This window comes from Microbacterium paludicola (genome assembly GCF_015235415.1).
In the GTDB taxonomy this organism is placed as follows: domain Bacteria; phylum Actinomycetota; class Actinomycetes; order Actinomycetales; family Microbacteriaceae; genus Microbacterium; species Microbacterium paludicola.
In genome coordinates this window covers 1-25,983 of sequence record NZ_JADGLL010000041.1, presented here as the reverse complement: position 1 = coordinate 25,983, position 25,983 = coordinate 1, and the positions used below count along the sequence as shown (strand labels likewise).

The window sequence follows — 25,983 nt, the reverse complement described above, 5'->3', positions numbered from 1 at the left end:
TAGGGTGAAGCACGTCGAGGTCCTCGGTCGGAATCAGAGAGTTAGCGCTTCTGATCCTCGGGGACCTCGACCCCTACCGCCGAATCACCGCCCGGCCACCCTCACCCCACCGGATGTCCGAAGAGCCGCTTGTCGTAGACGGGAACGAGCTGCTTTGAGACGCCCAGCGTGATCGGATGCAGTCGCGTGCCCGAGCCGCCGGCGAGGATTATGCCCTTCACGCCCCCATGCTTTCATATGCTGGCGCCGGGGACGGACTCAGAACGGCAGCCGCTGCGTCGGCGCCGTGCTCGTGTCCTGCCACCCGCCGCCGAACACCGCGGTCGTGGGATCCGGCTCGCGCCATGCGGCCTCCTGGGCGATCGGCCGCTGGCGGGCGCGCAGCGTCTCGGCGTCGCGCTCCCAGATCGCCCGTGCGATCACCCGGCGGTCGCGCGCGTAGATCATGGCGCGCAGGATCGTCGCCAACAGCAGGCCGATGTATCCGCCAGCCGTGTTCGCGATCACGTCGAGCAGGCTCGAGACCCGCGACTCGAGCGCCGTGGCCTGCGTGAACTCGATGAAACCCGAGTAGCCGGGAAGCAGGAACAGCGCCAGCCACCAGCCGCGGCGGGGCAGGGCCAGGCCCAGCAGGAAGCCCAGCGGCACGAACATCGCGATGTTGGCGGTGAACTCCAGCTCGGCGAACCCGAACCACTCCGGCACGCCGAACCGGTACAGCACGCGCAGGACGCGGTCGGCTATCCCGCCGACCTCCAGGTCATCCGGGTTGGGCCACAGCGTCACGAGCGCCACGAACGCCACGAACCCCGCGTACACGAGCAGCAGCAGCGTGGTGACCCACAGACGGGCGTGGCTGCGCGGCGGCTTGCGGCCGAGGACATCGGTCATGGCGGCACGCTACCGGCCGAGGCTGGCAACGCGCGGAGCATCGACGCCGCGTCGGCTGCGCGATAATCGGGGGATGCGCATCTCGGCTCGCGCGGACTACGCGGTCCGCGCCGCGACGGCCCTCGCCCGACTGTCGGCGGACGAGCGCGCGAGCAGCGAGTCGATCGCGGCGAAGGAGGCGATCCCCGCCAGCTTCCTGGAGGCGATCCTCGGGGATCTGCGGCGCAGCGGGCTCGTCGAGAGCAAGCGCGGCGCGGCCGGCGGGTTCCGGCTCGCGGCCGAGCCCAAGAACATCACGGTCGCCGACGTGATCCGGGCCGTGGAGGGCCCTCTCGTATACGTCCGGGACACACGCCCGTCCGAACTGACCTATGCCGGTGAGGAGTCGGGCGGCACGTTCGTCGAGCTGTGGGTCGCACTGCGCGCCAACGTGCGCGCGGTGCTCGAACGCACGACCCTCGCCGACCTCGCGGCCGGCCGTCTGCCCGCGCACGTCCGGGCCCTCGCCGACGATCCGTCGTCGTGGCGCCAGTCCACCGCGCTCGGCGACTGAAGCCCTCCCCCTCGCGGATGCGTGATCGTTCGCGTATATTCCCGACTGTCCTGTCGGAATAGTAGAAAAGCGATCATTGTGCAGACTCTCGTCCTCCTCGCCCTCGTGGGCTTCGGCGCCCAGCTCGTCGACGGTGCCCTCGGCATGGCCTACGGCGTCACCTCCACGACCCTGCTGCTGCTGATCGGCGCGAGTCCCGCCGCGGCCAGCGCCTCGGTGCACCTCGCCGAGATCGGCACGACCCTGGCCTCCGGCATCTCGCACTGGCGCCTCGGCAACGTGGACTGGCGCGTGGTGCTCAAGATCGGCGTGCCCGGCGCAGTCGGCGCCTTCCTCGGCGCCACCGTGCTGTCACAGCTGTCCACCGAGGCGGCCGCGCCGCTGATGGCGGGCATCCTGCTGGCGCTCGGCCTGTACGTGCTCGCCCGCTTCACGTTCCGCGCCATGCCGGTGCGCTCGTCCAAGCCGCTGCGCCTGCCGTTCCTCGTGCCGCTGGGCCTCGTGGGCGGCTTCCTCGACGCCACGGGCGGCGGCGGATGGGGCCCCGTCGGCACGCCGGCGCTGCTCGCCAGCGGGCGCATCGAGCCGCGGAAGGTCGTGGGATCCATCGACACCAGCGAGTTCCTCGTGGCCATCGCCGCGAGCATCGGCTTCCTCGTGGGCCTCGGCCACGCCGGGTTCGATCTCGGCTGGGTCGTGGCGCTGCTGGTGGGCGGCATCGCCGCGGCGCCCGTCGCGGCATGGCTCGTGCGTCGCCTGCACCCGCGCCTGCTGGGCGCGCTGGTCGGCGGACTGATCGTCTTCACCAACACGCGATCCCTGCTGCTCGCCGTGGCCCCCGATGCGGCTGACGCCGTGCTGCCCGCGGCGCTCATCGTCGTGGCCGTCGTATGGGCCACGTGCGTGGCCATCGCGGCACGCGCGGTCGTGGCCGAGAAGCGCAGCGCCCGATCCGCCGAAGCCCCGGCCCCCGTGCCCGCCGAGAGCACGACGACTCCCGTCTCCCGCTGAGACGTCCGAAGGGGGCCGATCCCTGGGGCCGGCCCCCTTCTCGTCCCGTCCCGGACTCCAGGCACACGAAAGCGGGGCCGGATCCGAAGATCCGACCCCGCTCTCGAAGCGAGTACTGGAGGTACTTACTTGATGATCTTGGTCACCGTGCCGGCGCCGACGGTGCGGCCACCCTCACGGATCGCGAAGCCGAGGCCCTCTTCCATGGCGATGGGCTGGATCAGCGCCACCGTCATGTCCGTGGTGTCGCCGGGCATGACCATCTCGGTACCCTCAGGCAGCGTGATGACGCCGGTGACGTCCGTGGTGCGGAAGTAGAACTGCGGGCGGTAGTTCGTGTAGAAGGGGTTGTGACGGCCGCCCTCGTCCTTCGACAGGATGTACGCGGTGCCCTCGAAGTCGGTGTGCGGCGTAACCGAACCCGGCTTCACGACGACCTGGCCGCGCTCGACGTCCTCGCGCTTCAGACCACGAAGCAGGAGACCGCAGTTCTCGCCGGCCCACGCCTCGTCGAGCTGCTTGTGGAACATCTCGATACCCGTGACCGTGGTCTTCTGCGTCGGGCGGATGCCGACGATCTCGACCTCGGAGTTGATGGCGAGCGTGCCACGCTCGGCGCGGCCGGTCACGACCGTTCCACGACCCGTGATGGTGAAGACGTCCTCGATCGGCATGAGGAACGGCTTGTCCTTGTCACGCACCGGGTCGGGGATGTTCTCGTCCACGGCCTCCATGAGGTCCAGGATCGACTGCGTCCACTTCTCGTCGCCCTCGAGAGCCTTGAGCCCCGAGACGCGAACGACCGGGGCGTCCTCAGCGAAGCCCTGCGAAGCGAGCAGCTCGGAGACCTCGAGCTCGACGAGCTCCAGGATCTCCTCGTCCTCGACCATGTCGGCCTTGTTCAGCGCGACGAGCAGGTAGGGAACGCCGACCTGCTTGGCGAGCAGCACGTGCTCACGCGTCTGGGCCATCGGGCCGTCGGTGGCGGCGACCACGAGGATCGCGCCGTCCATCTGCGCGGCACCCGTGATCATGTTCTTGATGTAGTCAGCGTGACCCGGGGCGTCGACGTGAGCGTAGTGACGCTTCGGCGTCTCGTACTCGACGTGCGAGATGTTGATCGTGATGCCGCGCTGACGCTCCTCGGGAGCCGAGTCGATCGACGCGAAGTCGCGCTGCACGTTGGTGGCCGACGGGTACTTGTCGGCGAGCACCTTCGAGATCGCCGCGGTGAGCGTCGTCTTACCGTGGTCGACGTGACCGATCGTTCCGATGTTCACGTGCGGCTTGGTGCGCTCGAACTTGGCCTTAGCCACTGGGTCCTCCTCAGGACGATTCATGGATCATCACCGGGCGCTGGATTGCGACCGGATCTGTCCGGGGATGGTTCTCAGTCTAGTAGAGAGAGTCGGTGTGAAGTTTTGACCCAGGCGCCGCGGGAGCGGCACCTGACGTGTGGGCGGGTGGGGGCCGTCGGCCCCCACCCGGAGCCATCAGGGTCGGGCGATTACTCGCCCTTGCCCTTCTGGATGATCTCGTCGGCGACGGCCTTCGGGACCTCGGAGTAGCTGTCGAACTCCATCGAGTAGACAGCGCGGCCCGACGTCTTCGAACGCAGGTCGCCGATGTAGCCGAACATGGCCGACAGCGGGACGAGGGCCTTGATGACCTTCACTCCCTGCGCGTCCTCCATCGACTGCATCTGGCCACGACGCGAGTTCAGGTCGCCGATGACGTCGCCCATGTACTCCTCGGGCGTACGGACCTCGACGGCCATCAGCGGCTCGAGCAGCACGGGGTTCGCCTTGCGGACGGCCTCCTTGAAGCCCATCGAACCGGCGATCTTGAACGCCATCTCGGACGAGTCGACGTCGTGCGACGCGCCGTCCTTCAGGATGGCCTTCACGCCCACCATGGGGTAGCCGGCGAGGACACCGGTGTTCATGGCGTCCTGGAAGCCCTGGTTCGTCGGCTCGATGTACTCGCGCGGGATGCGACCACCCGAGACCTCGTTGACGAACTCGTAGGTCTTGTCGGCCGTGAGCTCGAGCGGCTCGAGCGCGAACTGGATCTTCGCGAACTGACCCGATCCACCGGTCTGCTTCTTGTGCGTGTAGTCGTGACGCTCGACGGTCTTGCGGATCGTCTCGCGGTACGCCACCTGCGGCTTGCCGACGTTGGCCTCGACCTTGAACTCGCGCTTCATGCGGTCCACGAGGATGTCGAGGTGCAGCTCGCCCATGCCCTTGACGACGGTCTGACCGGTCTCGGCGTTGTTCTCGACGCGGAACGTCGGGTCCTCTTCCGCGAGCTTCTGGATCGCGAGACCCAGCTTCTCCTGGTCGGCCTTCGTCTTGGGCTCGATCGCGACCTCGATGACCGGCTCGGGGAACGTCATCGACTCGAGCACGACCTGGTGGTCGGAGTCGGAGAGCGTGTCACCCGTGGTCGTGTCCTTGAGGCCGATGACCGCGTAGATGTGACCGGCGGTGACCGAGTCGACCGGGTTCTCCTTGTTGGCGTGCATCTGGAAGATCTTTCCGATGCGCTCCTTCTTGCCCTTGGTCGAGTTCACGACCGCGGAGCCGGAGTCGAGGTGACCCGAGTACACGCGGATGTAGGTGAGACGACCGAAGAAGGGGTGCGTGACGACCTTGAACGCGAGAGCCGTGAACGGCTCGGTCGCGTCGGCATGACGCTCGATGATCGTCTCTTCGTTCTTCGGGTCGTGCGCCTCGATGGCGGGCACGTCGATCGGGGCCGGCAGGTAGTCGACGACCGCGTCGAGCATCGGCTGCACGCCGCGGTTCTTGAACGCCGAGCCACACAGGACCGGGTAGACCTCGCTCGCGATGGTGAGCTTGCGGATGCCGGCCTTGATCTCGGCGACCGTCAGCTCCTCGCCACCGAAGTACTTCTCGAGCAGCGCGTCGTCGGTCTCGGCGACCGTCTCGAGCAGCTTCTCGCGGTACTCGGCGGCCTTGTCGGCGAGCTCGGCCGGGATCTCGGTGATCTCGTACTTGGCGCCCATGGTCACGTCGCCCTTGGCGTCGCCGGGCCACACAAGCGCGCGCATCTCGACCAGGTCGATGACACCCACGAAGTCGTTCTCCGCGCCGATCGGCAGCTGGATCACGAGCGGCTTGGCCTTCAGGCGGTTAACGATCGTGTCGACGGTGAAGTAGAAGTCCGCGCCGAGCTTGTCCATCTTGTTGACGAAGCAGATGCGGGGGACGTTGTACTTGTCGGCCTGACGCCACACCGTCTCGGACTGGGGCTCGACGCCCTCCTTGCCGTCGAAGACGGCGACGGCACCGTCGAGCACGCGAAGCGAGCGCTCGACCTCGACCGTGAAGTCCACGTGGCCGGGGGTGTCGATGATGTTGATCTGGTTCTTGTCCCAGAAGCACGTCACAGCAGCGGACGTGATGGTGATGCCACGCTCCTGCTCCTGCTCCATCCAGTCGGTCGTCGCGCCACCGTCGTGCGTCTCGCCGATCTTGTGGTTCACACCCGTGTAGAACAGGATGCGCTCGGTCGTCGTGGTCTTACCGGCATCGATGTGGGCCATGATGCCGATGTTGCGGACCTTCTTGAGGTCGGTGAGCACTTCCTGTGCCACTTGCGGTTCCTAACGTGTGGTGTGGAGTAGAGCGTTGGTGCCGGGCCCGGAGGACGGATCCCGTCTCCGGGCCCGGCGGTGCATCCGCGAGCGGATGCGTGCTGATTACCAGCGGTAGTGCGCGAAGGCCTTGTTCGACTCGGCCATCTTGTGCGTGTCCTCACGGCGCTTGACCGCGGCACCGAGGCCGTTCGAAGCGTCCAGGATCTCGTTCATCAGACGCTCGGTCATCGTCTTCTCACGACGGCCCTTGGCGTAGCTGACGAGCCAGCGCAGCGCGAGGGTGTTCGCGCGGTGCGGCTTGACCTCGACCGGCACCTGGTAGGTCGAGCCACCGACACGGCGGCTGCGGACCTCGAGGGTCGGGCGGACGTTGTCGAGCGCCTTCTTGAGCGTCGCGACGGCGTCCTGGCCGTTCTTCGCCTCAACACCCTGGAGGGCGGTGTAGACGATGCTCTCGGCGATCGACTTCTTGCCGTCGACGAGGATCTTGTTCACGAGCTGCGTGACGATCGGAGCGCCGTAGACCGGGTCGTTGACGACGGGGCGCTTGGGCGCGGGTCCCTTACGAGGCATCTGACTCAGCCCTTCTTCGCGCCGTAGCGGCTGCGAGCCTGCTTACGGTTCTTGACAGCCTGGGTGTCGAGTGCACCGCGGACGATCTTGTAGCGGACACCGGGGAGGTCCTTCACACGACCACCGCGGACCAGCACGAGCGAGTGCTCCTGCAGGTTGTGGCCCTCGCCGGGGATGTAGGCGGTGACCTCGGTGCCGTTGCGGAGCTTCACACGGGCGACCTTGCGCATGGCCGAGTTCGGCTTCTTGGGCGTGGTCGTGTACACGCGGGTGCAGACACCCGCCTGCTGCGGGTTCGCCTTAAGAGCGGGCGCCTTGGTCTTGGTGACCTTGGGCGACCGGCCCTTGCGAACCAGCTGCTGAATAGTAGGCACTGGTTTCCTTCTCTTCTTGTGCTGCACGGTGACAGCGGTGGATTCCCCCGCCCCGCGACGTATTGCTCGGTGTTGCGGTGCGGGTTTCACGATGACCCACCCGGGCGGCAGAATGTGCCGAACGTTTGATGTGGTGGGTATGCCGTGGGGGTGACCTGTTCGCAGGTCATTCCCTGATCGTGTCGGACGCGGCGCACGCAAGCGGGCGCGCGTGTACGCACACGAAATCATGATAGCGCATCCGGCCGCGTACGGCGTGTCGTGCCCGCTTCCGCGCACGCCCGATGCAAGCGCTACAGCCCGAGCCCATCCCCGGCATCGCGCGGATCGAACGGAGCGTCCAGCGCCTGCGACAGCTCCTCCAGCATCGCGGCCACCTGGGGCTCGACGTACTCGACGATCGCCGCGTGGATCCGCAGCCGGTGATGGAGCAGGATGCCGCACACCTCGCGTCCGATGAGGTTCGCGTACTCGTCGGCGAGGGCGACCTCGCGACGCAGCGCGATCTTCGCGTCCTCGCTGAGCGGCGGCAGGCTCGGCACCTGCGCCTCCTCCTCGTTCGCGAGGCCCGACAGGGTGAACAGGAACGGCTGTCCGGGGATCGGATCGGGATCCAGCGGCAGCCCCTCGAACTCGGGCGCGAGCCCCTCGGCCGGCCGGTATCCCCTCGCGCGATTGCGGGCGGCCTGCTGGTCGAGCTCGGCCTGCAGCAGCGGCAGGTTGCGCGAGGTGTACTCGGCGACCGCGTGATCGACGATCGTCTTCACGCGCGTCGACAGCCCGTGCTGCACACCGTGCGGCACATCCGATCCGAGACCGGCGGCCGACAGGATCGGCGACCCGAGACAGCGGCGGCACGGAGCGACCCGGCCGCGGTGGGTCGCCGGCTCCCAGCGGGGCACCCAGCGCAGCCAGGCGTCAACCGCCTGGCTCACCTGCGTCTCCAGCGAACGCTCCACGAGAACAGCGTAGGGCTGAGAGCCCCGATTGGTCGTTGAGCGACACTTCGACTCGCTTCGCTCGCTCAGTGCGGGTCTCCGCGAGTCGAAGCCGCACCCGCTACTCGTCGTCGTCCTCGCGTTCCCAGGGCCACTGGGGGCGGTGGGCCGCCGTGCGGCGCACCGCGATCGCGGCCCATCCCGAGACGGCCGCGGCGCCCGCGACGACGGCGGACGTCCAGCTGGTGGCCGCCTCCCCTACGGCGGCGGTCGCCGTGGCGAGGTCGGCGCCGAACACGAGCGCCAGGATCCACAGGGCCGCCAGGTGCACGAGCGCCGACACGAGGGCGACGGGGATCACCGCGGTGTAGCGCGGCCGGTCCGCGCGGAGGGCGGGCCACAGGGCGCCGGCGAACGCGAGGGCGGCGGCTCCGAACGCGAGCGGGCCGGGAACCGGTCCGAGCCCCGGGGTGTCGATCACATCCCGATCCGTCGCCAGGCTGAGCATGCCGGATCCGAACACGATCAGCGCCACGTCGGCCGCCAGCGCGAACGCCAGGAGCGCCGCGGGAGGGAACCTCCCGGGCGCTCCCGGTGCTGACTGCGTGTTCGCGGCGTGCCTCAGGCCGAGAGCCTCGGGCCGGCCTCGAGCGTGCGCTCGTACTCGGCCTGCGCCTCGGCGTTGCGCTCGGTGACGCGCGCGCCACGGCGAGCGGCCCACGCGCCGAACCAGATGGTGATCTCGCGGGCGAAGACGAACGCCGCGATCGCGAGGGGCGACAGCAGCTGCCTGCCGACCTCCTCGAAGCCCTGGCTCGCGGTCAGCGCCCAGAACGGGGCGTCGACGAGCGCGCCGAGGATGTGGCCGATGTACGCGATGATCGCGACGAAGACGCCGAGGAGCACCCACGCGGCCCAGCGCGCGCGGTTCACGAGCGCACCCAGCAGCCAGAAGCCGAGGAAAAAGACGACAACGGTCGTCCAGAAGCCGAGCGAGGTCACCGTCTGCAGCGAGGCGTCGGCGATGTTGTCGAGCGTGACCTCGCCGTTCAGCGCGCCGAAGCCGAGCTTCGCGGCGAAGTACAGGATGGCGAAGACCAGCGCGGCGACGAGACCGATGCCCGCGGCGGCGGCGCGATTGCCGCGCATCCGCGGCGGCTCGGGAGCCTGCACGAAGATCGGCAGCTGCTGCTGCACGGGCTGGGCGGCGGGAGCCGACGTCTCCGGGGCGGTGGGCTCGCTGGCGGTGACCGCGGGAGCCGTGGGCGCGTCGTAGGCGTCGCTCGCGGTGAACGTCTGGGTCTTGTCGGCGGGCTCGAACCACGGGTCGGGCTTGCGCTCGGACTCGGCGGATCGGGTCGTCACCGTGGTGCTCGCGCCGCGCGACTCGAGGTCGTCGAGGTCGGCCGCGAGGGCGGCGTAGTCCGGCTCCTCGTGCGGGGGCTGCTCGTCCTGCGACGGCGCGGGGGTCGACTCGACGGGCTCGGCGACCGGCTCGTCGGCGGCCGGCTTCGCGATGGGGGCGTCATCCTGCGGCGTGGCGACGATCTCGGTCGCGCCGGTGTTCGTGCGCGCCTCGCGGCGGCTCGCGGGGATGTCCCCCGTGTCGCCGGCGACAGGCTCGTGAGTATCGGGCTCCGCGGGGGCGGGAACGCGGTCGATGTCGCCCTCGATGGGCTCGCCGTCGCGAGGCTCGCTGCCCGGTCCCTTGGCGTCACTCATCCGAAGCACTCCTCACGCAGAGGTCCCTCCCCTGCCTGCCAGACAGTACCCCGAGACGCCCGCCGAGCGGCGGAGCCTCGCCGCGGACCCCGTCGGTCGTTGAGCGAGCGAAGCGAGTCGAAACGGTGGAAACGACCCTCGGCACGGTCCGGGGCGTTTCGACTCCTCGCTGCGCTCGTCGCTCAACGAGCAAGGGGGGCCGGTCGTTGAGCGAGCGAAGCGAGTCGAAACGGTGGAAACGACCCTCGGCACGGTCCGGGGCGTTTCGACTCCTCGCTGCGCTCGTCGCTCAACGAACAAGGGGTCTGGGCGCTCGTCGCTCAACGAGCAAAGGGGCGCGAACGACAAGAGGGCCCCGGCCGAAGCCGGGACCCTCTTGTCTAGAACGTCACACTCAGTTGTAGGTACCGGGCGTGAAGTCGTCCGTCGAGAACGCGTCGAAGTCGACGTAGCTGTAGTCGCCCTCGGCGAAGGCGCCATCCGACGCGAAGATGCGGTTGGGGTACCGCTCGCTCTTCGCCTCCTCCGTCGCCTCGACCGTGACATTGCGGTACTTCGCAAGGCCCGTGCCGGCGGGGATCAGCTTTCCGATGATCACGTTCTCCTTGAGGCCGACGAGCGGGTCGCGCTTGCCCTGCATGGCGGCCTCGGTGAGGACGCGCGTCGTCTCCTGGAACGAGGCGGCCGACAGCCACGACTCCGTCGCGAGCGACGCCTTCGTGATACCCATCAGCTCCGGACGACCCGAGGCGGGGCGCTTGCCCTCGCCGACGGCCGCACGGTTGATGTCCTGGTAGCGACGCAGGTCGACCATCTCGCCAGGCAGCAGGTCGGTCTCGCCGTGGTCGACCACGGTGACCTTCCGCAGCATCTGGCGCACGATGACCTCGATGTGCTTGTCGTGGATCGGCACACCCTGCGAGCGGTACACGCCCTGCACGCCGCCGACGAGGTACTTCTGCACCTCGCGGGCACCCTGCACGCGCATGATCTCCTTCGGGTCGAGCGTGCCGACCTGGAGGGGCTGACCGACCTCGACGTGCTGACCGTCCTCGACGAGGAGGGTCGCACGCTTCAGCACCGGGTAGACGACCGGCTCATCGCCGTTGTCGGGCGTGATGATGACCTTCTTGGCCTTCTCGGTCTCGTCGATCGTGACGCGGCCGGCGGCCTCGGCGATCGGCGACGCACCCTTGGGGGTACGGGCCTCGAAGAGCTCCTGCACGCGGGGAAGACCCTGCGTGATGTCATCCGCCGACGCCGAACCACCGGTGTGGAAGGTGCGCATCGTCAGCTGCGTACCGGGCTCACCGATCGACTGGGCCGCGATGATGCCCACGGCCTCGCCGATGTCGACGAGCTTGCCGGTGGCGAGCGAACGGCCGTAGCAGTTCGCGCACACGCCGACGGCCGAGTCGCAGGTGAGGACCGAGCGGACCTTGATCGACTCGATGCCCGCCTCGACCAGCTTGTCGATGAGCACGTCGCCCACGTCCGAGCCGGCGGCGGCCAGGACGGTGCCGTCCTCGGCGACCACGTCGACCGCGAGGGTGCGGGCGAACACGGCGTTCTCGACGTTCGCGTCCTTGACCAGCGTGCCGGTCGAGTCGAACGCGGCGATCGGGTACTCGAGGCCCTTCGACGTGCCGCAGTCCTCCTCGCGGATGATGACATCCTGCGAGACGTCCACGAGACGACGCGTGAGGTAACCCGAGTCGGCCGTACGGAGGGCCGTGTCGGCCAGACCCTTACGGGCACCGTGCGTCGCGATGAAGTACTCCGCCACCGACAGACCCTCGCGGTACGAGGAGATGATCGGACGGGGGATGATCTCACCCTTGGGGTTGTTCACGAGACCGCGCATACCGGCGATGTTCCGGATCTGCAGCCAGTTACCACGAGCACCCGACGACACCATCCGGTTGATGGTGTTGTCATCGGGGAAGCTGGCGCGCATCTCCTTCTGGACCTCGTCGGTCGCCTCGGTCCAGATCTTGATGAGCTCCTGACGACGCTCGACGTCGGTCGTGAGGCCCTTCTCGTACTGCGAGGTGACCTTCGCGGCCTGCTTCTCGTACTTGGCGATGATCTCGCCCTTGTTCGAGGGCGTGATGACGTCGCTGAGCGAGACGGTGATGCCCGAGCGCGTTGCCCAGTAGTAACCGGCGTCCTTGACGCGGTCGAGCGTTGCCGCGACCTCGGTCTTCGGGTACTCCTCGGCCAGCTTGTTGACGATCTGCGACAGCTTGCCCTTGTCTGCCTGCTCGCGAACGAACGGGTAGCCCTTGGGCATCTGGTCGTTGAAGATCGCCTGGCCGAGCGAGGTGTCGACGAGGCCGTGGCGCTCGTAGCCCTCGGGCGCCTGACCCTCGAGGAACGTCAGACCCGGGATGCGGATGCGGATCTTCGCCTGCAGGTCGAGGGTGCCCTCGTCCTTCGCCAGCGTCGCCTCCGCGACCGAGCCGAACACGCGGCCCTCGCCCTTGGCGCCGTCCTTCAGCGTCGTCAGGTGGTGCAGACCGATGATCATGTCCTGCGCGGGCAGGGTCACCGGGCGGCCGTCCGACGGCTTCAGGATGTTGTTCGACGCGAGCATCAGGATGCGCGCCTCGGCCTGCGCCTCCACCGAGAGGGGGAGGTGGACGGCCATCTGGTCACCGTCGAAGTCGGCGTTGAACGCGGCACACACGAGCGGGTGCAGCTGGATGGCCTTGCCCTCCACGAGCTGCGGCTCGAACGCCTGGATGCCCAGACGGTGCAGCGTGGGGGCGCGGTTCAGCAGCACCGGACGCTCGCGGATGATCTCCTCGAGCACGTCCCAGACCTCGGGACGCGTGCGCTCGACCGAGCGCTTGGCGGCCTTGATGTTCTGCGAGTGACCGAGGTCGATCAGGCGCTTGATCACGAACGGCTTGAACAGCTCCAGCGCCATCTGCTTGGGCAGACCACACTGGTGCAGCTTCAGCTGCGGGCCGACCACGATGACCGAACGGCCCGAGTAGTCGACGCGCTTGCCGAGCAGGTTCTGGCGGAAGCGACCCTGCTTTCCCTTGAGCATGTCGCTCAGGGACTTCAGGGCGCGGTTGCCGGTGCCGGTGACGGGACGACCACGGCGGCCGTTGTCGAACAGCGCGTCGACGGCCTCCTGCAGCATCCGCTTCTCGTTGTTGACGATGATCTCGGGGGCACCGAGGTCGATCAGGCGACGGAGGCGGTTGTTGCGGTTGATCACGCGACGGTACAGGTCGTTCAGGTCGGAGGTCGCGAAGCGGCCACCGTCCAGCTGGACCATCGGGCGCAGCTCCGGCGGGATGACCGGGACGACGTCCAGGACCATCGCGGCCGGCGACATGCCGGTCTGCAGGAACGAGTTGACGACCTTCAGGCGCTTGATCGCACGGATCTTGCGCTGGCCCTTGCCCTCGGCGATCTGCAGGCGCAGCGAGTCGGCCTCGGCGGCAAGGTCGAACTCGGCAAGACGACGCTGGATCGACTCCGCGCCCATGTGGGCCTCGAAGTACTGACCGAAGCGGTCCTGCAGCTCCTGGAAGACGTCGTCCTCCGCCTTGAGCTGGCCGACCTCGAGGTTGCGGAACTCGTCCCACATGCGCTCGAGCTTGGCGACCTGCTCGTCCGCGCGCTTGCGGATCGTCGCCATCTCCTTCTCGGCGGCGTCCTTGACCTTCTTCTTCTGGTCGGCCTTGGCGTCCTCGGCCTCGAGAGCGGCGAGCTCCTCCTCCAGCTTCTGGAGGCGCTCCGCGATGCGCGCATCGCGGCGGTCGCCGATGTTCTTGATCTCGAGACGCAGGTTGTTCTCGTGCGTCGGCATGTCGCGGTGACGCGCGTCGGCGTCCACCGAGATCACCATGTAGGCGGCGAAGTAGATGACCTTCTCGAGGTCCTTCGGCGCCATGTCGAGCAGGTAGCCGAGGCGCGAGGGAACACCCTTGAAGTACCAGATGTGCGTGACGGGCGCGGCGAGCTCGATGTGGCCCATGCGCTCGCGACGGACCGAGGACTTGGTGACCTCGACACCGCAGCGCTCGCAGACGATGCCCTTGAAGCGCACGCGCTTGTACTTGCCGCAGGCGCACTCCCAGTCGCGGGAGGGTCCGAAGATCTGCTCACCGAACAGACCGTCCTTCTCCGGCTTCAGGGTGCGGTAGTTGATGGTCTCGGGCTTCTTGACCTCACCGAAGGACCAACGACGGATGTCGTCGGCGGTGGCCAGGCCGATGCGAAGCTCATCGAAAGTGGTTGCGTCGAGCAATTGATTCTCCTGTTTGGAAATCTTCTGTATCGGCCGGGCTTAGATCTCGTCGATCGAGGCGGACTCGAAGCGGGACGAGATGTTGATGCCGAGCTCCTCCGCTGCGCGGAAGGCCTCGTCGTCGGTGTCGCGGAGGTTCACAGCCGTGCCGTCGGCCGAGAGGACCTCGACGTTCAGGCAGAGCGACTGCATCTCCTTCATGAGCACCTTGAACGACTCCGGGATACCGGGCTCCGGGATGTTCTCGCCCTTGACGATGGCCTCGTACACCTTGACGCGGCCGAGGATGTCGTCGGACTTGACGGTCAGGAGCTCCTGCAGGGCGTAGGCGGCGCCGTAGGCCTCGAGGGCCCACACCTCCATCTCGCCGAAGCGCTGTCCACCGAACTGCGCCTTACCACCCAGCGGCTGCTGCGTGATCATCGAGTAGGGACCCGTCGAGCGCGCGTGGATCTTGTCGTCCACGAGGTGGTGCAGCTTCAGGATGTACATGTAGCCGACCGAGATCGGGTACGGGTACGGCTCACCCGAGCGGCCGTCGAACAGCTGGGTCTTGCCCGTGCTGTCGATGAGGCGGTCGCCGTCGCGGTTCGGCAGCGTCGAGTCGAGAAGACCGGCGAGCTCCGCCTCGTGCGCACCGTCGAACACCGGGGTGGCGACCTTGGTGCCGGGGGCGGCCTCGCGGGCGGCCTCGGTGAGCCGCGCGGCCCACTCAGGGTTGCCCTCGATCTTCCAGCCCTGCGACGCGATCCATCCGAGGTGAAGCTCGAGGACCTGGCCGAAGTTCATTCGACCGGGGACGCCGAGCGGGTTCAGGATGATGTCGACCGGCGTGCCGTCGGCGAGGAACGGCATGTCCTCGACCGGCAGGATCTTCGAGATGACGCCCTTGTTTCCGTGGCGGCCGGCGAGCTTGTCGCCCTCGGTGATCTTGCGCTTCTGGGCGATGTAGACGACAACGCGGCGGTTGACGCCCGAGCCGAGCTCGTCGTCGCCCTCCTCGGCGTTGAACTCCTTGACCGCGATGACGGTTCCCTGCTCACCGTGGGGCACCTTCAGCGACGTGTCGCGGACCTCGCGGCTCTTCTCGTTGAAGATCGCGCGGAGCAGACGCTCCTCGGCCGACAGCTCGGTCTCGCCCTTCGGCGTGACCTTGCCGACGAGGATGTCGCCGGGACGCACCTCGGCGCCGATGCGGATGACACCGCGCTCGTCGAGGTCCTTCAGCAGCTCGGGGCTGACGTTGGGGAGGTCACGGGTGATCTCCTCCTTGCCCAGCTTGGTGTCGCGGGCGTCGACCTCGTACTCCTCGATGTGGATCGAGGTGAGGGTGTCGTCCTTCACCAGGTTCTGGCTGAGGATGATCGCGTCCTCGTAGTTGTAGCCCTCCCAGTTCATGAAGGCGACGAGGAGGTTCTTGCCCAGGGCGAGCTCGCCGTTCTGGGTGGCGGGGCCATCCGCGATGACCTCGCCGACCTCGATGCGGTCGCCCGCGTCGACGATCACGCGCTGGTTGTAGTTGTTGCCCTGGTTCGAGCGGTCGAACTTGCGCAGGAAGTAGTCGCGCGTGCCGCCCTCGTCGAGCTGCAGGCGGACGAAGTCGGCCGAGACCTCGACGACCACACCGGCCTTGTCGGCGATGATCGTGTCACCGGCGTCGATCGCGGCGTAGTTCTCCATACCCGTGCCGACGTACGGCGAGTCCGAACGCAGCAGCGGAACAGCCTGACGCTGCATGTTCGCACCCATGAGGGCGCGGTTCGCGTCGTCGTGCTCGAGGAACGGGATGAGCGACGTACCGACCGACACCATCTGGCGCGGCGAGACGTCCATGTAGCCGATCTCCTCGGCGGGGACCAGGTCGACCTCGCCGCCGACCTGACGTGCGAGCACGCGGTCCTCGGCGAACGAGCCGTCGGCCTTCAGCGGCGCGTTGGCCTGGGCGACGATGTACGCCTCCTCCTCGGCAGCCGTGAGGTAGTCGATCTCGTCCGTGACCTTGCCGTTCACGACACGGCGGTACGGCGTCTCGATGAAGCCGAACGAGTTGATCCGCGCGAACGAGGCGAGCGAGCCGATCAGACCGATGTTCGGGCCTTCCGGCGTCTCGATCGGGCACATGCGGCCGTAGTGCGACGGGTGGACGTCGCGGACCTCGACGCCGGCACGCTCACGCGACAGACCGCCCGGGCCCAGCGCCGACAGGCGGCGCTTGTGGGTCAGGCCCGCGAGCGGGTTGTTCTGGTCCATGAACTGCGACAGCTGCGACGTGCCGAAGAACTCCTTGATCGCGGCCACGACGGGGCGCACGTTGATCAGGGTCTGCGGCGTGATCGCCTCGATGTCCTGCGTGGTCATGCGCTCGCGGACGACGCGCTCCATGCGCGACAGACCGGTGCGGACCTGGTTCTGGATGAGCTCGCCGACCGCGCGGATGCGACGGTTGCCGAAGTTGTCGATGTCATCCACCGACAGGCGCAGCTCGGCCTTCTGACCGTTGCGCAGACCCTCGAAGGTCTCGTCGCCGCGGTGCAGGCGGACGAGGTACTTGATCGTCGCGACGATGTCGTCGACGGTCAGCACCGAGTCGCTCAGCGGGCGGTCGATCCCGAGCTTCTGGTTGATCTTGTAGCGACCAACCTTGGCCAGGTCGTAGCGCTTCGGGTTGAAGTAGAAGTTGTCGAGCAGCGCGCGGGCGGCCTCGGCGGCGACCTGCTCGCCCGGACGCAGCTTGCGGTAGATGTCGCGGAGCGCGTCCTCCTTGGTGAGGATCGTGTCCTTCGCGAGCGTCTCCTCGATCGACTCGATGCCGGCGAACTCGGCGAGGATGTCCTCGCTGGTCAGGCCGAGCGCCTTGAGGAACACCGTGACCGACTGCTTGCGCTTGCGGTCGATGCGGACGCCGACCTGGTCGCGCTTGTCGATCTCGAACTCGAGCCACGCACCGCGGCTCGGGATGACGCGCGCCGACACGATGTCCTTGTCGGACGTCTTGTCGGGGGTCTTGTCGAAGTAGACACCGGGCGAGCGTACGAGCTGCGACACCACGACACGCTCGGTGCCGTTGATGATGAACGTGCCCTTGTCGGTCTGGAGCGGGAAGTCGCCCATGAACACCGTCTGGGTCTTGATCTCACCCGTCTGGTGGTTCATGAACTCGGCCTCGACGTAGAGCGGGGCCGCGTAGGTCTTGCCGCGGTCCTTGCACTCCTCGATCGAGTACTTCTCCGGCTCGAGGTACGGGTTCGTGAACGAGAGCTGCATCGTCTCGCTCAGGTCCTCGATCGGGGAGATCTCCTCGAAGATCTCCTCGAGTCCGCTCTTCACGGCGATGTCGGTGCGACCGGCGGCCTCGGCCTCGGCGAGGCGAGCCTTCCAGGCGTCGTTGCCGACGAGCCAGTCGAAGGACTCGGTCTGCAGCGCGAGGAGGTCGGGGACCGTCAGCGTGTCAGAGATCTTGGCGAACGAGAGGCGGGATGCTCCGCGGCCGTTCTTGGGGGTGGTGGTAGATGCGTTGCGCGCAGCAGCCAAGGGGATAACCTCCATGAGCCCGGGCGGGGGCCATAAGTTCCTTGTCGACAGGTGAGGTGCGCCTGGATCAGTCCCGTTGTGCCGCGACCCGCGCCGCTATCTGCGGGGATCGAGAGCACCAGCCGACCACCATATGAAGGCATGGGGGATCCAAGAGGCGCAAATACCTACTATAGGCCGCACGACACGCGTTGTCCAGCGGTTCCTTGACCAACGCTTGAACCTCGGGTATAAACCCGCGCCGGCCGGGCGGATCGGGGCCGTTGCTCCCGCTCGCCGCCCGCGAGAATCCACGCCCGCGCGGACAATCCCGGCCCCCGCGGATTCTCGGCGCGCAGGTGGATTCTCGCGGGCGGTAGGGTCTGGCGCGTGACGCCGAGCCTGGAGCCGATGCCCGCCGAGCGCTTCGACGCGTGGCGTGCGGAGACCGTCGCGCGGTTCGCCGCGCTGCGCCGTGAGTCGGGGATGCGGCCGCCGACGGAGGCCGCCGAGGAGGCGGAGGGCATCCTGCGCTCCCGGCTGCCGGAGGGGGTCGCGTCGGAGTTCCAGCACGTGCTGGAGGTGCGGGATGGCGGGCGCGTGGTGGGATCCGCGTGGCTCGAGGTGAAGCCGGCGGACGGACAGGTGAAGGGGCTGCTTTACGACCTGCGGGCCGAGGATCCAACCGCTGCGCTCGCGCTCATCGAGGCGCGGGCAGCGGAGGAAGGCGCCGCGGAGCTGCGTGTCGACCTCTTCGTGCAGGATGCCGCGGGCTGGGGCGCGATCGAGGGTCGGGCATACCGCCCCACAAACGTGCAGATGCTGCTGGAGCCGCTGCCTGCGACGCGGGCCTCCGGCACCGTCGCGCTGACGCCGATGACCGCCGAGCAGTACGCGAGCTTCGAGGATCGGCTCATCGCGGAGTTCGCGGACGACCTCGTACGGGAGGGGCTGTGGTCGCCCGAGGGAGCGCTGGCCGAGTCGGCGCGCCAGACGGCCGAGGAGCTGCCCGACGGCCTCGCGACCGAGGGCCAGCTGTTCTTCGTCGCACACGCCGAGGGCACCCGCGAGCCCGTGGGAACGCTCTGGCTCGAGGTGCGGCAGCGCTCCACGGGTCCGCATGTGTTCGTCATGGAGCTGCACGTCGAACCGTCGCACCGACGCCGCGGGTTCGGCGCCGCGATGATGCGCGCCGCCGAGGCAGAGGCCCGCCAGGTCGGTGCCGACTCGATCGGCCTGCACGTGTTCGGATCGAACGACGCGGCGCGGTCGCTCTACCGGAGCCTCGGGTATCGCGAGGCCGAGGTGCTGCTCGCGAAGCCGCTGCGCGTCCCACGCCGCGGAGTACGTAACCTCCCGGCTACCAACGGTCCATCCGGGGTTCGCACCGCGGGCGCATCATCGGGCCATGTCCGCTCCCGCTTGGATGACCGTCCCCCCGTCCGCCGACCTCGGTGCGCCCGCGCCCGGCGAGCTCGACGACGTCACCGCGTGGCCCTCCGACGCCGAGAGCGTCGAGCGCTGGCTGGCAGCGGTGATCCGCCGCAGCGCGGCCGCGGGAACCGACGGCACCGATCTCCAGGGCGTCCGCGTCTCCGCGGCGCTCGGCGAGGGCGATGCCCGCGCCGACCTGCGCTCGCTCGAGATCGACCTGGACGGCCTTCACCTCTCGCGCGCCGACCTCGTCGGCACCACCGAGCTGCCGATGCCGGCCTTCCTCTCCGGCGAGGACGAGGACGACCTGCGCGGCAACCGCACGCTCGTGGCCCCGCTCGACGGCGACCAGACCGGCGCATCCGTCGTCGCCCGCACTCCCGCGGTCGCACGCTCTGTGCGCGTGATGGCCGATCCGATCCACCTCGCCGGCGTCCCGGCATCCGTCTCGGTCGGCGTGCGGAACCTGCCGTTCGACTGGGTGACGCTCGAGACCGCAGACGGCGCCCTGCACGGCAACGCCGAGGTCGACGAGCAGGCAGCGCAGGATCTGCAGGGCGACGTGACCGTCACCATCCGCCCCGACGACGCGCTCGCCCTGGCGACGACGCTCGCCCAGCCCCTGCTCGACGAAGCGGGCCTCGCGGTCAGCGGCTCGGACATCGAGGTGACGCAGCCGGCGCGCGACGTCGTGCGCGTGCGCCTCGAGGCAGGCCTCAGCCGCGGCCGCCTGAACGCGTCGGCATGGATCGGCGCCGAGCTGCACCTCGCCGCCGACGGCTCCGTGACCGTGCGCCGCCTGCGCAGCGGCAGCCGCAACCTGCTCGTCCGCGCCGCGCTGCGGGTCATCCGCCGCCGCCTGCGCGAGCTCGAGGGCCGCACGTTCAGCCGCGACGACCTGGGCCTCGAAGGCATCGAGATCTCGGGCCTGCGCGTGCTTGTCGACGACGCCGTGACGCTCACGGCCCGCTTCGCCGCTTGAGCCCTCGACCCGCGAGAATCCACGTCCGCGCCGAGAATCCCGGCAGGCGCGGATTCTCGGCGCGCCGGTGGATTCTCGCGGTCAGCAGGGCCCGACCCCTGCGGTGCGCTGACGCGCGAGGCTGCAACCCGCGGGCGAGGCTGCAACGCGCGGGCGAGACTGCGGTCGCCACACGCGGTGTCGGTCGCCGCGGGCAGCTTCGGCCGCCGGGTGCAGTTTCGCGGGCGACGGATCAGCGGCGGCGCAGCAGGACGTGCGCGACGAGCCCGGCGAGCAGCGCCCAGAACGCCGCGCCCACCCCGAGCACCGAGATGCCGCTCGCGGCGACGACGAAGGTGATGACCGGCGGGATCCGTCCGCCCTCTTCCGCCATCGCCGCGCGCAGCGATGACGCGAGCGTCGGCAGCAGCGCGAGCCCCGCGACCGCGGCGAGCACGCCGGGTGCGACGCCGACAAGCGTGGTGAGTGCCGTCGACAACGCGGCGAGCACGAGGTAGAGGAGCGCCGAGACGCGCACCGCACGCCAGCGCTGCGACGGATCCGGATGCGTGTCGGGCGACGCGGCGAGCGCGGCGGTGATCGCCGCCAGGTTGATCGCGTGGCCGCCGAAGGGCGCTCCGGCGAGGGTGCCGACGCCGGTGACGACCATGCTCTCGCGCCACGGAACGCGATATCCGTACGAGGCGAGCACGGCCGATCCGGGCACGTTCTGCGACGCCATCGTCACGACGTACAGCGGCAGGGCGATGCCCACCGCCGCCTGCCAGGTGAAGGACGGAACCACCGGCTCGAGTGCCGGAAGCAGCGGCCCGTTGACCCCGCCGTGCAGCGCGGCCTCCACGCCGAGCACGATCAGGCCGACCGCGAACGCCGCGGGCGAGGCCCACGTCGGTGCGAACCGGATCAGCACCAGCCACACGAGCACGATCGGCAGGATGTCGAGGGGCTGGTCGACGAGCGCGCGCACCGGGGCGAGGCAGAGGGCGACGAGCACGCCGGCCAGCATCGCCTGGGCGATGGTCGCCGGAATCGCGCCGACGGCGCGGGCGAGCGCCGGCCAGAGGCCGGTCAGGACGATGAGGACGCCGGCGATCGCGAACGCTCCCACCGCCGCGGGCCATCCGCCATCCGGAGCCGTTCCCGCCGCCAGCAGCGCCGCACCCGGAGTCGACCAGGCGAGCACCACCGGGAGCTTCGTGCGCTGCGCGAGCCAGAGCATGCCGAGCGCCTGGGTGAGGCACAGCGCCACGAGGCCCGAGGCGGCCTGCGCTGGAGAGGCGCCCGCCGCCTGCAGCCCCGCGAGCACGACGGCGGACGAGCTCGCGAAGCCGACCAGCGCCGTGGTCACCCCCGCGAGTGCGACCCGTCGGCGTTCCATCCGCTCAGCCTATTGACGGAACCGACCCTGGTGCCGCGGTGTGCGCCCCCGGTCGTTGAGCGAGGAGCCGAACCCTGCCGAGGGGAAGTGCGGCGTTTCGACTCGCTCCGCTCGCTCAACGAACGGAGGGGATGCCCCCACACCACCCGGTCGTTGAGCGAGGAGCGAAGCGACGAGTCGAAACGGGCCGAACCCTGCCACGGGGATGTGCGGCGTTTCGACTCGCTTCGCTCGCTCAACGAGCGAAGGGGGTGGGACCCGCGCGGGGTGCGCCCCCACCACCCGGTCGTTGAGCGAGGAGCCGAACCCTGCCACGGGGATGTGCGACGTTTCGACTCGCTTCGCTCGCTCAACGAGCGAGGGGGCTTCGCTCGCTCAACGAGCGAGGGGGCTCCGCTCGCTCAACGAGCGAGGGAGCCGCCTAACCTGGGGCTATGGGACGGCAGCGGCAGAGCGAGGCGGAGACGCCCAGCGTGCGGCTGTCCGACGGGCGCACCGCGCGGATCGTCCCGAGCGCATACGCGAACGGCTTCGAGGTCGACGTCGACGGCACGCCCCAGTCGCACGTGGATCCGGCCGATCCGACGCACCTCCACTTCGAGTACGTCGCGCGGATGGGCGCCGTCATCGACCAACTGCCCGACGGACCGCTGACGGCCGTGCATCTCGGCGCGGGCGGTCTGACGATCCCGCGCTACATCGACGCGACCCGGCCCGGATCGCGGCAGCAGGTGATCGAGATCGAGCAGGCGCTCGTCGACCTGGTGCGCGAGAACCTGCCGCTTCCGCGCGGGGCGAGCATCCGGATCCGGATCGGCGACGCCCGCGAGGGCCTGTCGCGCCTCCCCGCGGCGATGACCGGATCCGTCGACCTGCTCGTCTCGGACGTGTACTCGGGCGCGCAGACTCCCGCGCGCCTCACCACCGTCGAGTTCTACAGCGCGGCGGCCTCGCTGCTGGGGCCATCCGGTGTGCTGCTCGTGAACGTGGCGGACGGATCCGGGCTCGCCTTCGCGCGGCGACAGGTCGCGACCATCCGCGAGGTGCTTCCCGAGGTGATCGTGCTCGCCGAGGTGCAGGTGCTCAAGGGGCGCCGCTTCGGCAACCTCGTGATCGCGGCGTCGGCCGCTCCCCTGCCGGTCGAGTGGCTGCCGCGGCTGATGGCGGCCGGGCCGCACCCCGCGAAAGTGGCACAGGGAGGCGAGATCGACGCGTTCATCCAGGGGGCGCGTCCCGCGGTCGACGGCGACGCGACAGACTCGCCCAAGCCCAGCGAGATCCTGTTCGAGAGGTAGCGGATCCGCGGAGCCTGGGCGTGCCCTGCTGCGGATCCGGAGGGGCTCGGGTGACACTTGACGGGCCACGGCCGGGAAGGGAGTGCGTCAGTGAGCTACATCCACGGGTACGACCCGGAGACGCTGCGCGAGATCGTCGACCCCGCCGAGTGCCGCGACCGCCTCGCCGAGATCGGGCAGCAGCGCAGCCTGCCCGCACTGCTCGAGCGGGTGTGGCTGCTGAAGGTGCTCGGCGACCTCGACGACGCCCTCACGCTGTCGGAGCAAGCGGTGCGCCTCGCGCGCATGTCGGGCACCCGCAAGGATCTGCTGCGTGCGCGCATCCTGCACGCGTCGGTGCAGCACTGGCGCGGCGCCTACGCCGCGGCCGAGTACGAGCTGTCGACCTGCGCGGACGAGGCCGAGGGCCAGGGCTGGAACTCCATCGCGGCGTTCGCCCTGCAGCACCGCGGCAAGACGCGCTACGACGCGGGCGACATCAACGGCGCGCGGGCGGACTTCAAGCAGACGCTGTTCCTGCGCCAGGAGGCCGGTGCGAGCGACGCCGAGCTCGAGCCGACGATGCAGTGCGTCGAGGCCGCCGACCGCAAGCGCCACCGCTCCACCATCGCCAGCTGACGCCGGGGCCGCTGCGGGGCGCCCGCGGACAGGCCGGATGTGACGCACGTCGCCTCGAGGGACGGATGAGCCTGGGCCCGGGTGCGCGAGCCTGTGGACGGGCGGGCGGGGCCTGCGCGCGACGCCCGCGGACAGGTTGGATGTGACGCACGTCGCCTCGCGGGACAGATGAGCCCGCGCCCGGGCACGCGAGCCTGTGCGCGGGCGGTTGGGCGTGCGCGCGGCGCCCGCGGACAGGCTGGATGTGACGCTCGTTGCCTTGAGGGGCGGATGAACCTGCGCCCGGGCGTGCGAGCCTGTGCGCGGGCGGTGGCTCCGGCTCCCTCAACGCCCCGTGGCGCCGGAACCCGGACGGACTGACGGGCGCGCATCCTGGGGCCCCATCCGCCACTTCCGCCACACGCGTCCGGGGTTCCGAACCGGACCGCCCGACATCCAATCCTAAAGAACTCTTGCTAAAGCTTTCTTTAGGATCTACCTTGGCGGCATGGAAGAGCCACGCCTGCACCGCGACGGCACGCGCATCGTGTCGCAGACCGAGAGCATCAAGGCGCTCACGCATCCGCTGCGGATCCGGCTGATCGACCTGTTCCGCGGCGGCGACGAGCTGACCGCCACCCAGTGCGCCGAAGCCACGGGAGAGTCGGTCGCGAGCTGCTCATTCCACCTGCGGCAGCTCGCGAAGTACGGCTACCTCGAGCGCGGCGAGGCGCGCGGGCGCGAGCGGCCGTGGCGAGGGATGCGCGAGCGGGGCATCACGCTCGACGCCGAGCCCGCCGACCGCGAGGCGTTCGCCGCCGTGGTCGCGGCCGGATCCGCCTTCCTCAACGACGCGGTCGAGCGCCTGAACGCCTGGTACGCGCAGGCCGCCGACGACGATCCCGAGTGGACGAAGGCGTCGACCCAGCGCTTCACGACCTTCTGGGCGACCCCGGAGGAGATGCGCGAGCTCGGCGACCGGATCAGCGCGCTCACCGAGCCGTTCCAGGGCCGGTTCGAGGACCCCTCGACGCGACCTGAGGGCGCCCGCCATGTCCGGATGCTCGCCGCGACGTGGACGGATCCGCAGTCATGAGCACCGCCGTCGCGCAGACGACCCTGCGCAGCCGCCTGTTCGCGGGCGTCGTCGCGGGCTGGGCGCTCGCGAACGTCGCCGATTCGCTGCTCGCGGTCATCCTCGCGGTGTGGGTGGTCGACCTCACCGGCGAGGCGGCGCTCGGCGGGCTGGTCTTCGCCGTGTTCGGCGTGCCCGCGCTGTTCTCTCCGCTGCTCGGGCGCATCGCCGACCGCGTCTCGCGCCGGCGGATGCTGTGCGTCACCTACCTCGCGGGCGCCGCGACGCTCGCCCCGCTCCTGCTCGTGCGGGATGCCTCGCAGACGTGGTGGATCTTCGCGGCGACGATCCTCTACGCCGGCGTCTCGTACGGCACAGCCGGATGTCGCGGGGGCATCCTGCGCGACCTGCTCGCGGACGACGACCTCGGTCCGGCGAACTCGATCCTGCAGACGATCGACCAGGTGCTGCGCCTCGCGCTGCCGTTCGCGGCGGCCGGCGTCTACTTCTGGACCGGACCGCTGCCGATCATCGCCGTCGCGATCGGCGGCTTCCTCGGCGCCGCGGTCGTGTTCGCGGCGCTGCGATTCGCCGAGTCGCCCATCGAGGACGACAGCGACCCGTTCTGGCGATCGGTCACCGCAGGCTTCCGTCACCTGGCGAACACGCGCCCGCTCAATCGGATGACGCTGGTGCTGATCCTGCTCTCCAGCACCGCCGCGTTCACCAGCGCGGTGGGCTTCGCCGTGCTCGAGCGGATGGGCGTCGAGCCCGCGTGGCTCGGCCCCATCGAGGCGGTCTCCGGCGTCGGCGGGCTGCTCGCCGGCGTCTCGGCGGCCTGGCTGATGCGGCGCATCGGACGGCCGTGGGTGCTGACGCTCGGCGCGCTGCTGCTCGCCGTCGGCATCGCCCCGATGCTCGGCGACAGCGTGTGGGCCCTCGCCGCCGGCCTCGGCGTGGTCGGGCTCGGCGTCACCCTAGCCGTGATCGCCTACGTCACCGAGTCGCACGTCGCGACGCCGTCGCGCCTGCAGGGGCGCGTGGGCACGTCCGTGAACATGATGATGCAGCTGCCGAGCGTGCTGATCACCGCGACGGCGGCCGGAGCGCTCGGCCTCGTCGACGCGCGCGCGATCGTCGCCTGCGGACTCGTCATGTGCCTCGTCGCGACGGTTGTGGCGGCGCGGACGCGGGTGGTGGCGGTCGCATCGGTCGCGGGGTGAGCGGCTCGCGGGGCAGGATGCGCCCGCGGACAGGCAGGATGTGACACGCGTCGCGTCGAGGGGCAGATGAGCCTGCCGCCGGGCAAGCGCGCCTGTGCGCAGGCGGGCCTGGGCTCGCGCTCGGGGTGAGCGGTCCGCGGGTACCCGGTTCGCTCGGCGCAGCACGCACCCGTGGACAGGCAGCTTGTGACGCACGTCGCCTCGAGGGGCGGATGAGCCTGCACGCGGGCAAACGCACCGGTGCGCGGGCGGGCGAGACCTGCGCAGGGCGCCCGCGGACAGGCAGGATGTGACGCGCGTCACCTCGAGGGGCGGATGAGCCTGCGCCCGGGTGTGCGAGCCTGCGTGCGGCCGGTGGTTTCGGCTCGCTCGACTGAGCTCGGCGACCGGTGGTGCCAAATCCCGGATGGACGTGACGCGCCCGCATCCTGGGACCCCACCCGCCTCATCCGGCACACGCGTCCGGCTTTCCGAACCGGATCGCCCGCGGACAGGCTGGATGTGACGCGCGTTGTGTCGAGGGGCGGATGAG

General features: G+C 69.5%; 18 protein-coding genes and 2 pseudogenes. 8 read left to right on the top strand and 12 right to left on the bottom strand.

From position 1 onward, the window contains the following. Nucleotides 1-107 precede the first annotated feature (107 nt). A pseudogene (locus IR155_RS13110) lies at nucleotides 108-221 on the bottom strand (sugar phosphate nucleotidyltransferase); the annotation flags it as partial. Nucleotides 222-258: 37 nt separating this feature from the next. Further along, entirely contained in the window at nucleotides 259-891 is a 633-nt protein-coding gene (locus IR155_RS13105) for a VanZ family protein (protein ID WP_135115269.1), read from the bottom strand. A 73-nt stretch (nucleotides 892-964) separates the two neighbouring features. Between IR155_RS13105 and IR155_RS13100 the strand changes: the two genes are divergently transcribed. Then, the gene (locus IR155_RS13100; protein WP_135115268.1) at nucleotides 965-1,444 is read left to right on the top strand and encodes an RrF2 family transcriptional regulator; all 480 of its coding nucleotides are present in this window, start codon (nucleotides 965-967) and stop codon (nucleotides 1,442-1,444) included. 78 nt (nucleotides 1,445-1,522) lie between these two features. Continuing rightward, complete coding sequence (locus IR155_RS13095) at nucleotides 1,523-2,455, top strand: sulfite exporter TauE/SafE family protein (protein WP_135115267.1); 933 nt, start codon at nucleotides 1,523-1,525, stop codon at nucleotides 2,453-2,455. A gap of 125 nt (nucleotides 2,456-2,580) precedes the next feature. On the opposite strand, the gene tuf is transcribed toward IR155_RS13095, so the two are convergent. The 9 genes from tuf to rpoB form a co-directional block, all read right to left on the bottom strand. Further along, nucleotides 2,581-3,771: an elongation factor Tu gene (gene tuf, locus IR155_RS13090; RefSeq protein WP_135115266.1), complete on the bottom strand. Its 1,191-nt coding sequence runs from the start codon at nucleotides 3,769-3,771 to the stop codon at nucleotides 2,581-2,583. A 191-nt stretch (nucleotides 3,772-3,962) separates the two neighbouring features. Further along, entirely contained in the window at nucleotides 3,963-6,077 is a 2,115-nt protein-coding gene (gene fusA, locus IR155_RS13085) for an elongation factor G (protein ID WP_135115265.1), read from the bottom strand. 105 nt (nucleotides 6,078-6,182) lie between these two features. Then, nucleotides 6,183-6,653, bottom strand: a complete 471-nt coding sequence (gene rpsG, locus IR155_RS13080; protein WP_135115264.1) for a 30S ribosomal protein S7 — start codon at nucleotides 6,651-6,653, stop codon at nucleotides 6,183-6,185. Nucleotides 6,654-6,658: 5 nt separating this feature from the next. Further along, on the bottom strand, nucleotides 6,659-7,027 hold the full coding sequence (gene rpsL / locus IR155_RS13075) for a 30S ribosomal protein S12 (protein ID WP_018187369.1): 369 nt from the start codon (nucleotides 7,025-7,027) through the stop codon (nucleotides 6,659-6,661). A 293-nt stretch (nucleotides 7,028-7,320) separates the two neighbouring features. Further along, nucleotides 7,321-7,986, bottom strand: a complete 666-nt coding sequence (locus tag IR155_RS13070; protein WP_135115263.1) for a spermidine/putrescine ABC transporter substrate-binding protein — start codon at nucleotides 7,984-7,986, stop codon at nucleotides 7,321-7,323. Nucleotides 7,987-8,086: 100 nt separating this feature from the next. Next, nucleotides 8,087-8,500 carry a hypothetical protein gene (locus tag IR155_RS13065; protein WP_233441206.1) on the bottom strand — a complete coding sequence of 138 codons (414 nt, stop codon included), beginning with the start codon at nucleotides 8,498-8,500 and terminating at the stop codon, nucleotides 8,087-8,089. A gap of 86 nt (nucleotides 8,501-8,586) precedes the next feature. Beyond that, nucleotides 8,587-9,687 carry an ABC transporter gene (locus IR155_RS13060; RefSeq protein WP_135115262.1) on the bottom strand — a complete coding sequence of 367 codons (1,101 nt, stop codon included), beginning with the start codon at nucleotides 9,685-9,687 and terminating at the stop codon, nucleotides 8,587-8,589. Nucleotides 9,688-10,081: 394 nt separating this feature from the next. Beyond that, complete coding sequence (locus IR155_RS13055; protein ID WP_135115261.1) at nucleotides 10,082-13,957, bottom strand: DNA-directed RNA polymerase subunit beta'; 3,876 nt, start codon at nucleotides 13,955-13,957, stop codon at nucleotides 10,082-10,084. A 39-nt stretch (nucleotides 13,958-13,996) separates the two neighbouring features. Then, the gene (rpoB, locus tag IR155_RS13050) at nucleotides 13,997-17,488 is read right to left on the bottom strand and encodes a DNA-directed RNA polymerase subunit beta (RefSeq protein ID WP_135115260.1); all 3,492 of its coding nucleotides are present in this window, start codon (nucleotides 17,486-17,488) and stop codon (nucleotides 13,997-13,999) included. Between the two features lie 390 nt (nucleotides 17,489-17,878). On the opposite strand from rpoB, the pseudogene IR155_RS16365 reads away from it, so the two are divergent. Further along, a pseudogene (locus IR155_RS16365) lies at nucleotides 17,879-18,757 on the top strand (GNAT family N-acetyltransferase); the annotation flags it as partial. 118 nt (nucleotides 18,758-18,875) lie between these two features. Continuing rightward, on the top strand, nucleotides 18,876-19,883 hold the full coding sequence (locus IR155_RS13040; protein WP_135115259.1) for a hypothetical protein: 1,008 nt from the start codon (nucleotides 18,876-18,878) through the stop codon (nucleotides 19,881-19,883). 232 nt (nucleotides 19,884-20,115) lie between these two features. Here IR155_RS13040 and IR155_RS13035 read toward each other — a convergent pair whose 3' ends face one another. Then, entirely contained in the window at nucleotides 20,116-21,261 is a 1,146-nt protein-coding gene (locus IR155_RS13035; protein WP_135115258.1) for a benzoate/H(+) symporter BenE family transporter, read from the bottom strand. A 434-nt stretch (nucleotides 21,262-21,695) separates the two neighbouring features. Between IR155_RS13035 and IR155_RS13030 the strand changes: the two genes are divergently transcribed. The 4 genes from IR155_RS13030 (at nucleotide 21,696) to IR155_RS13015 (ending at nucleotide 25,451) form a co-directional block, all read left to right on the top strand. Then, nucleotides 21,696-22,556, top strand: coding sequence for a spermidine synthase (locus IR155_RS13030; RefSeq protein ID WP_135115257.1), 861 nt, complete (start codon nucleotides 21,696-21,698; stop codon nucleotides 22,554-22,556). A gap of 90 nt (nucleotides 22,557-22,646) precedes the next feature. After that, entirely contained in the window at nucleotides 22,647-23,174 is a 528-nt protein-coding gene (locus tag IR155_RS13025) for a hypothetical protein (RefSeq protein ID WP_135115256.1), read from the top strand. Nucleotides 23,175-23,661: 487 nt separating this feature from the next. Beyond that, nucleotides 23,662-24,249 carry an ArsR/SmtB family transcription factor gene (locus IR155_RS13020; RefSeq protein ID WP_135115255.1) on the top strand — a complete coding sequence of 196 codons (588 nt, stop codon included), beginning with the start codon at nucleotides 23,662-23,664 and terminating at the stop codon, nucleotides 24,247-24,249. Continuing rightward, complete coding sequence (locus IR155_RS13015) at nucleotides 24,246-25,451, top strand: MFS transporter (RefSeq protein ID WP_135115254.1); 1,206 nt, start codon at nucleotides 24,246-24,248, stop codon at nucleotides 25,449-25,451. The genes IR155_RS13020 and IR155_RS13015 overlap by 4 nt, the downstream gene beginning before the upstream one ends. Nucleotides 25,452-25,983 lie beyond the last annotated feature (532 nt).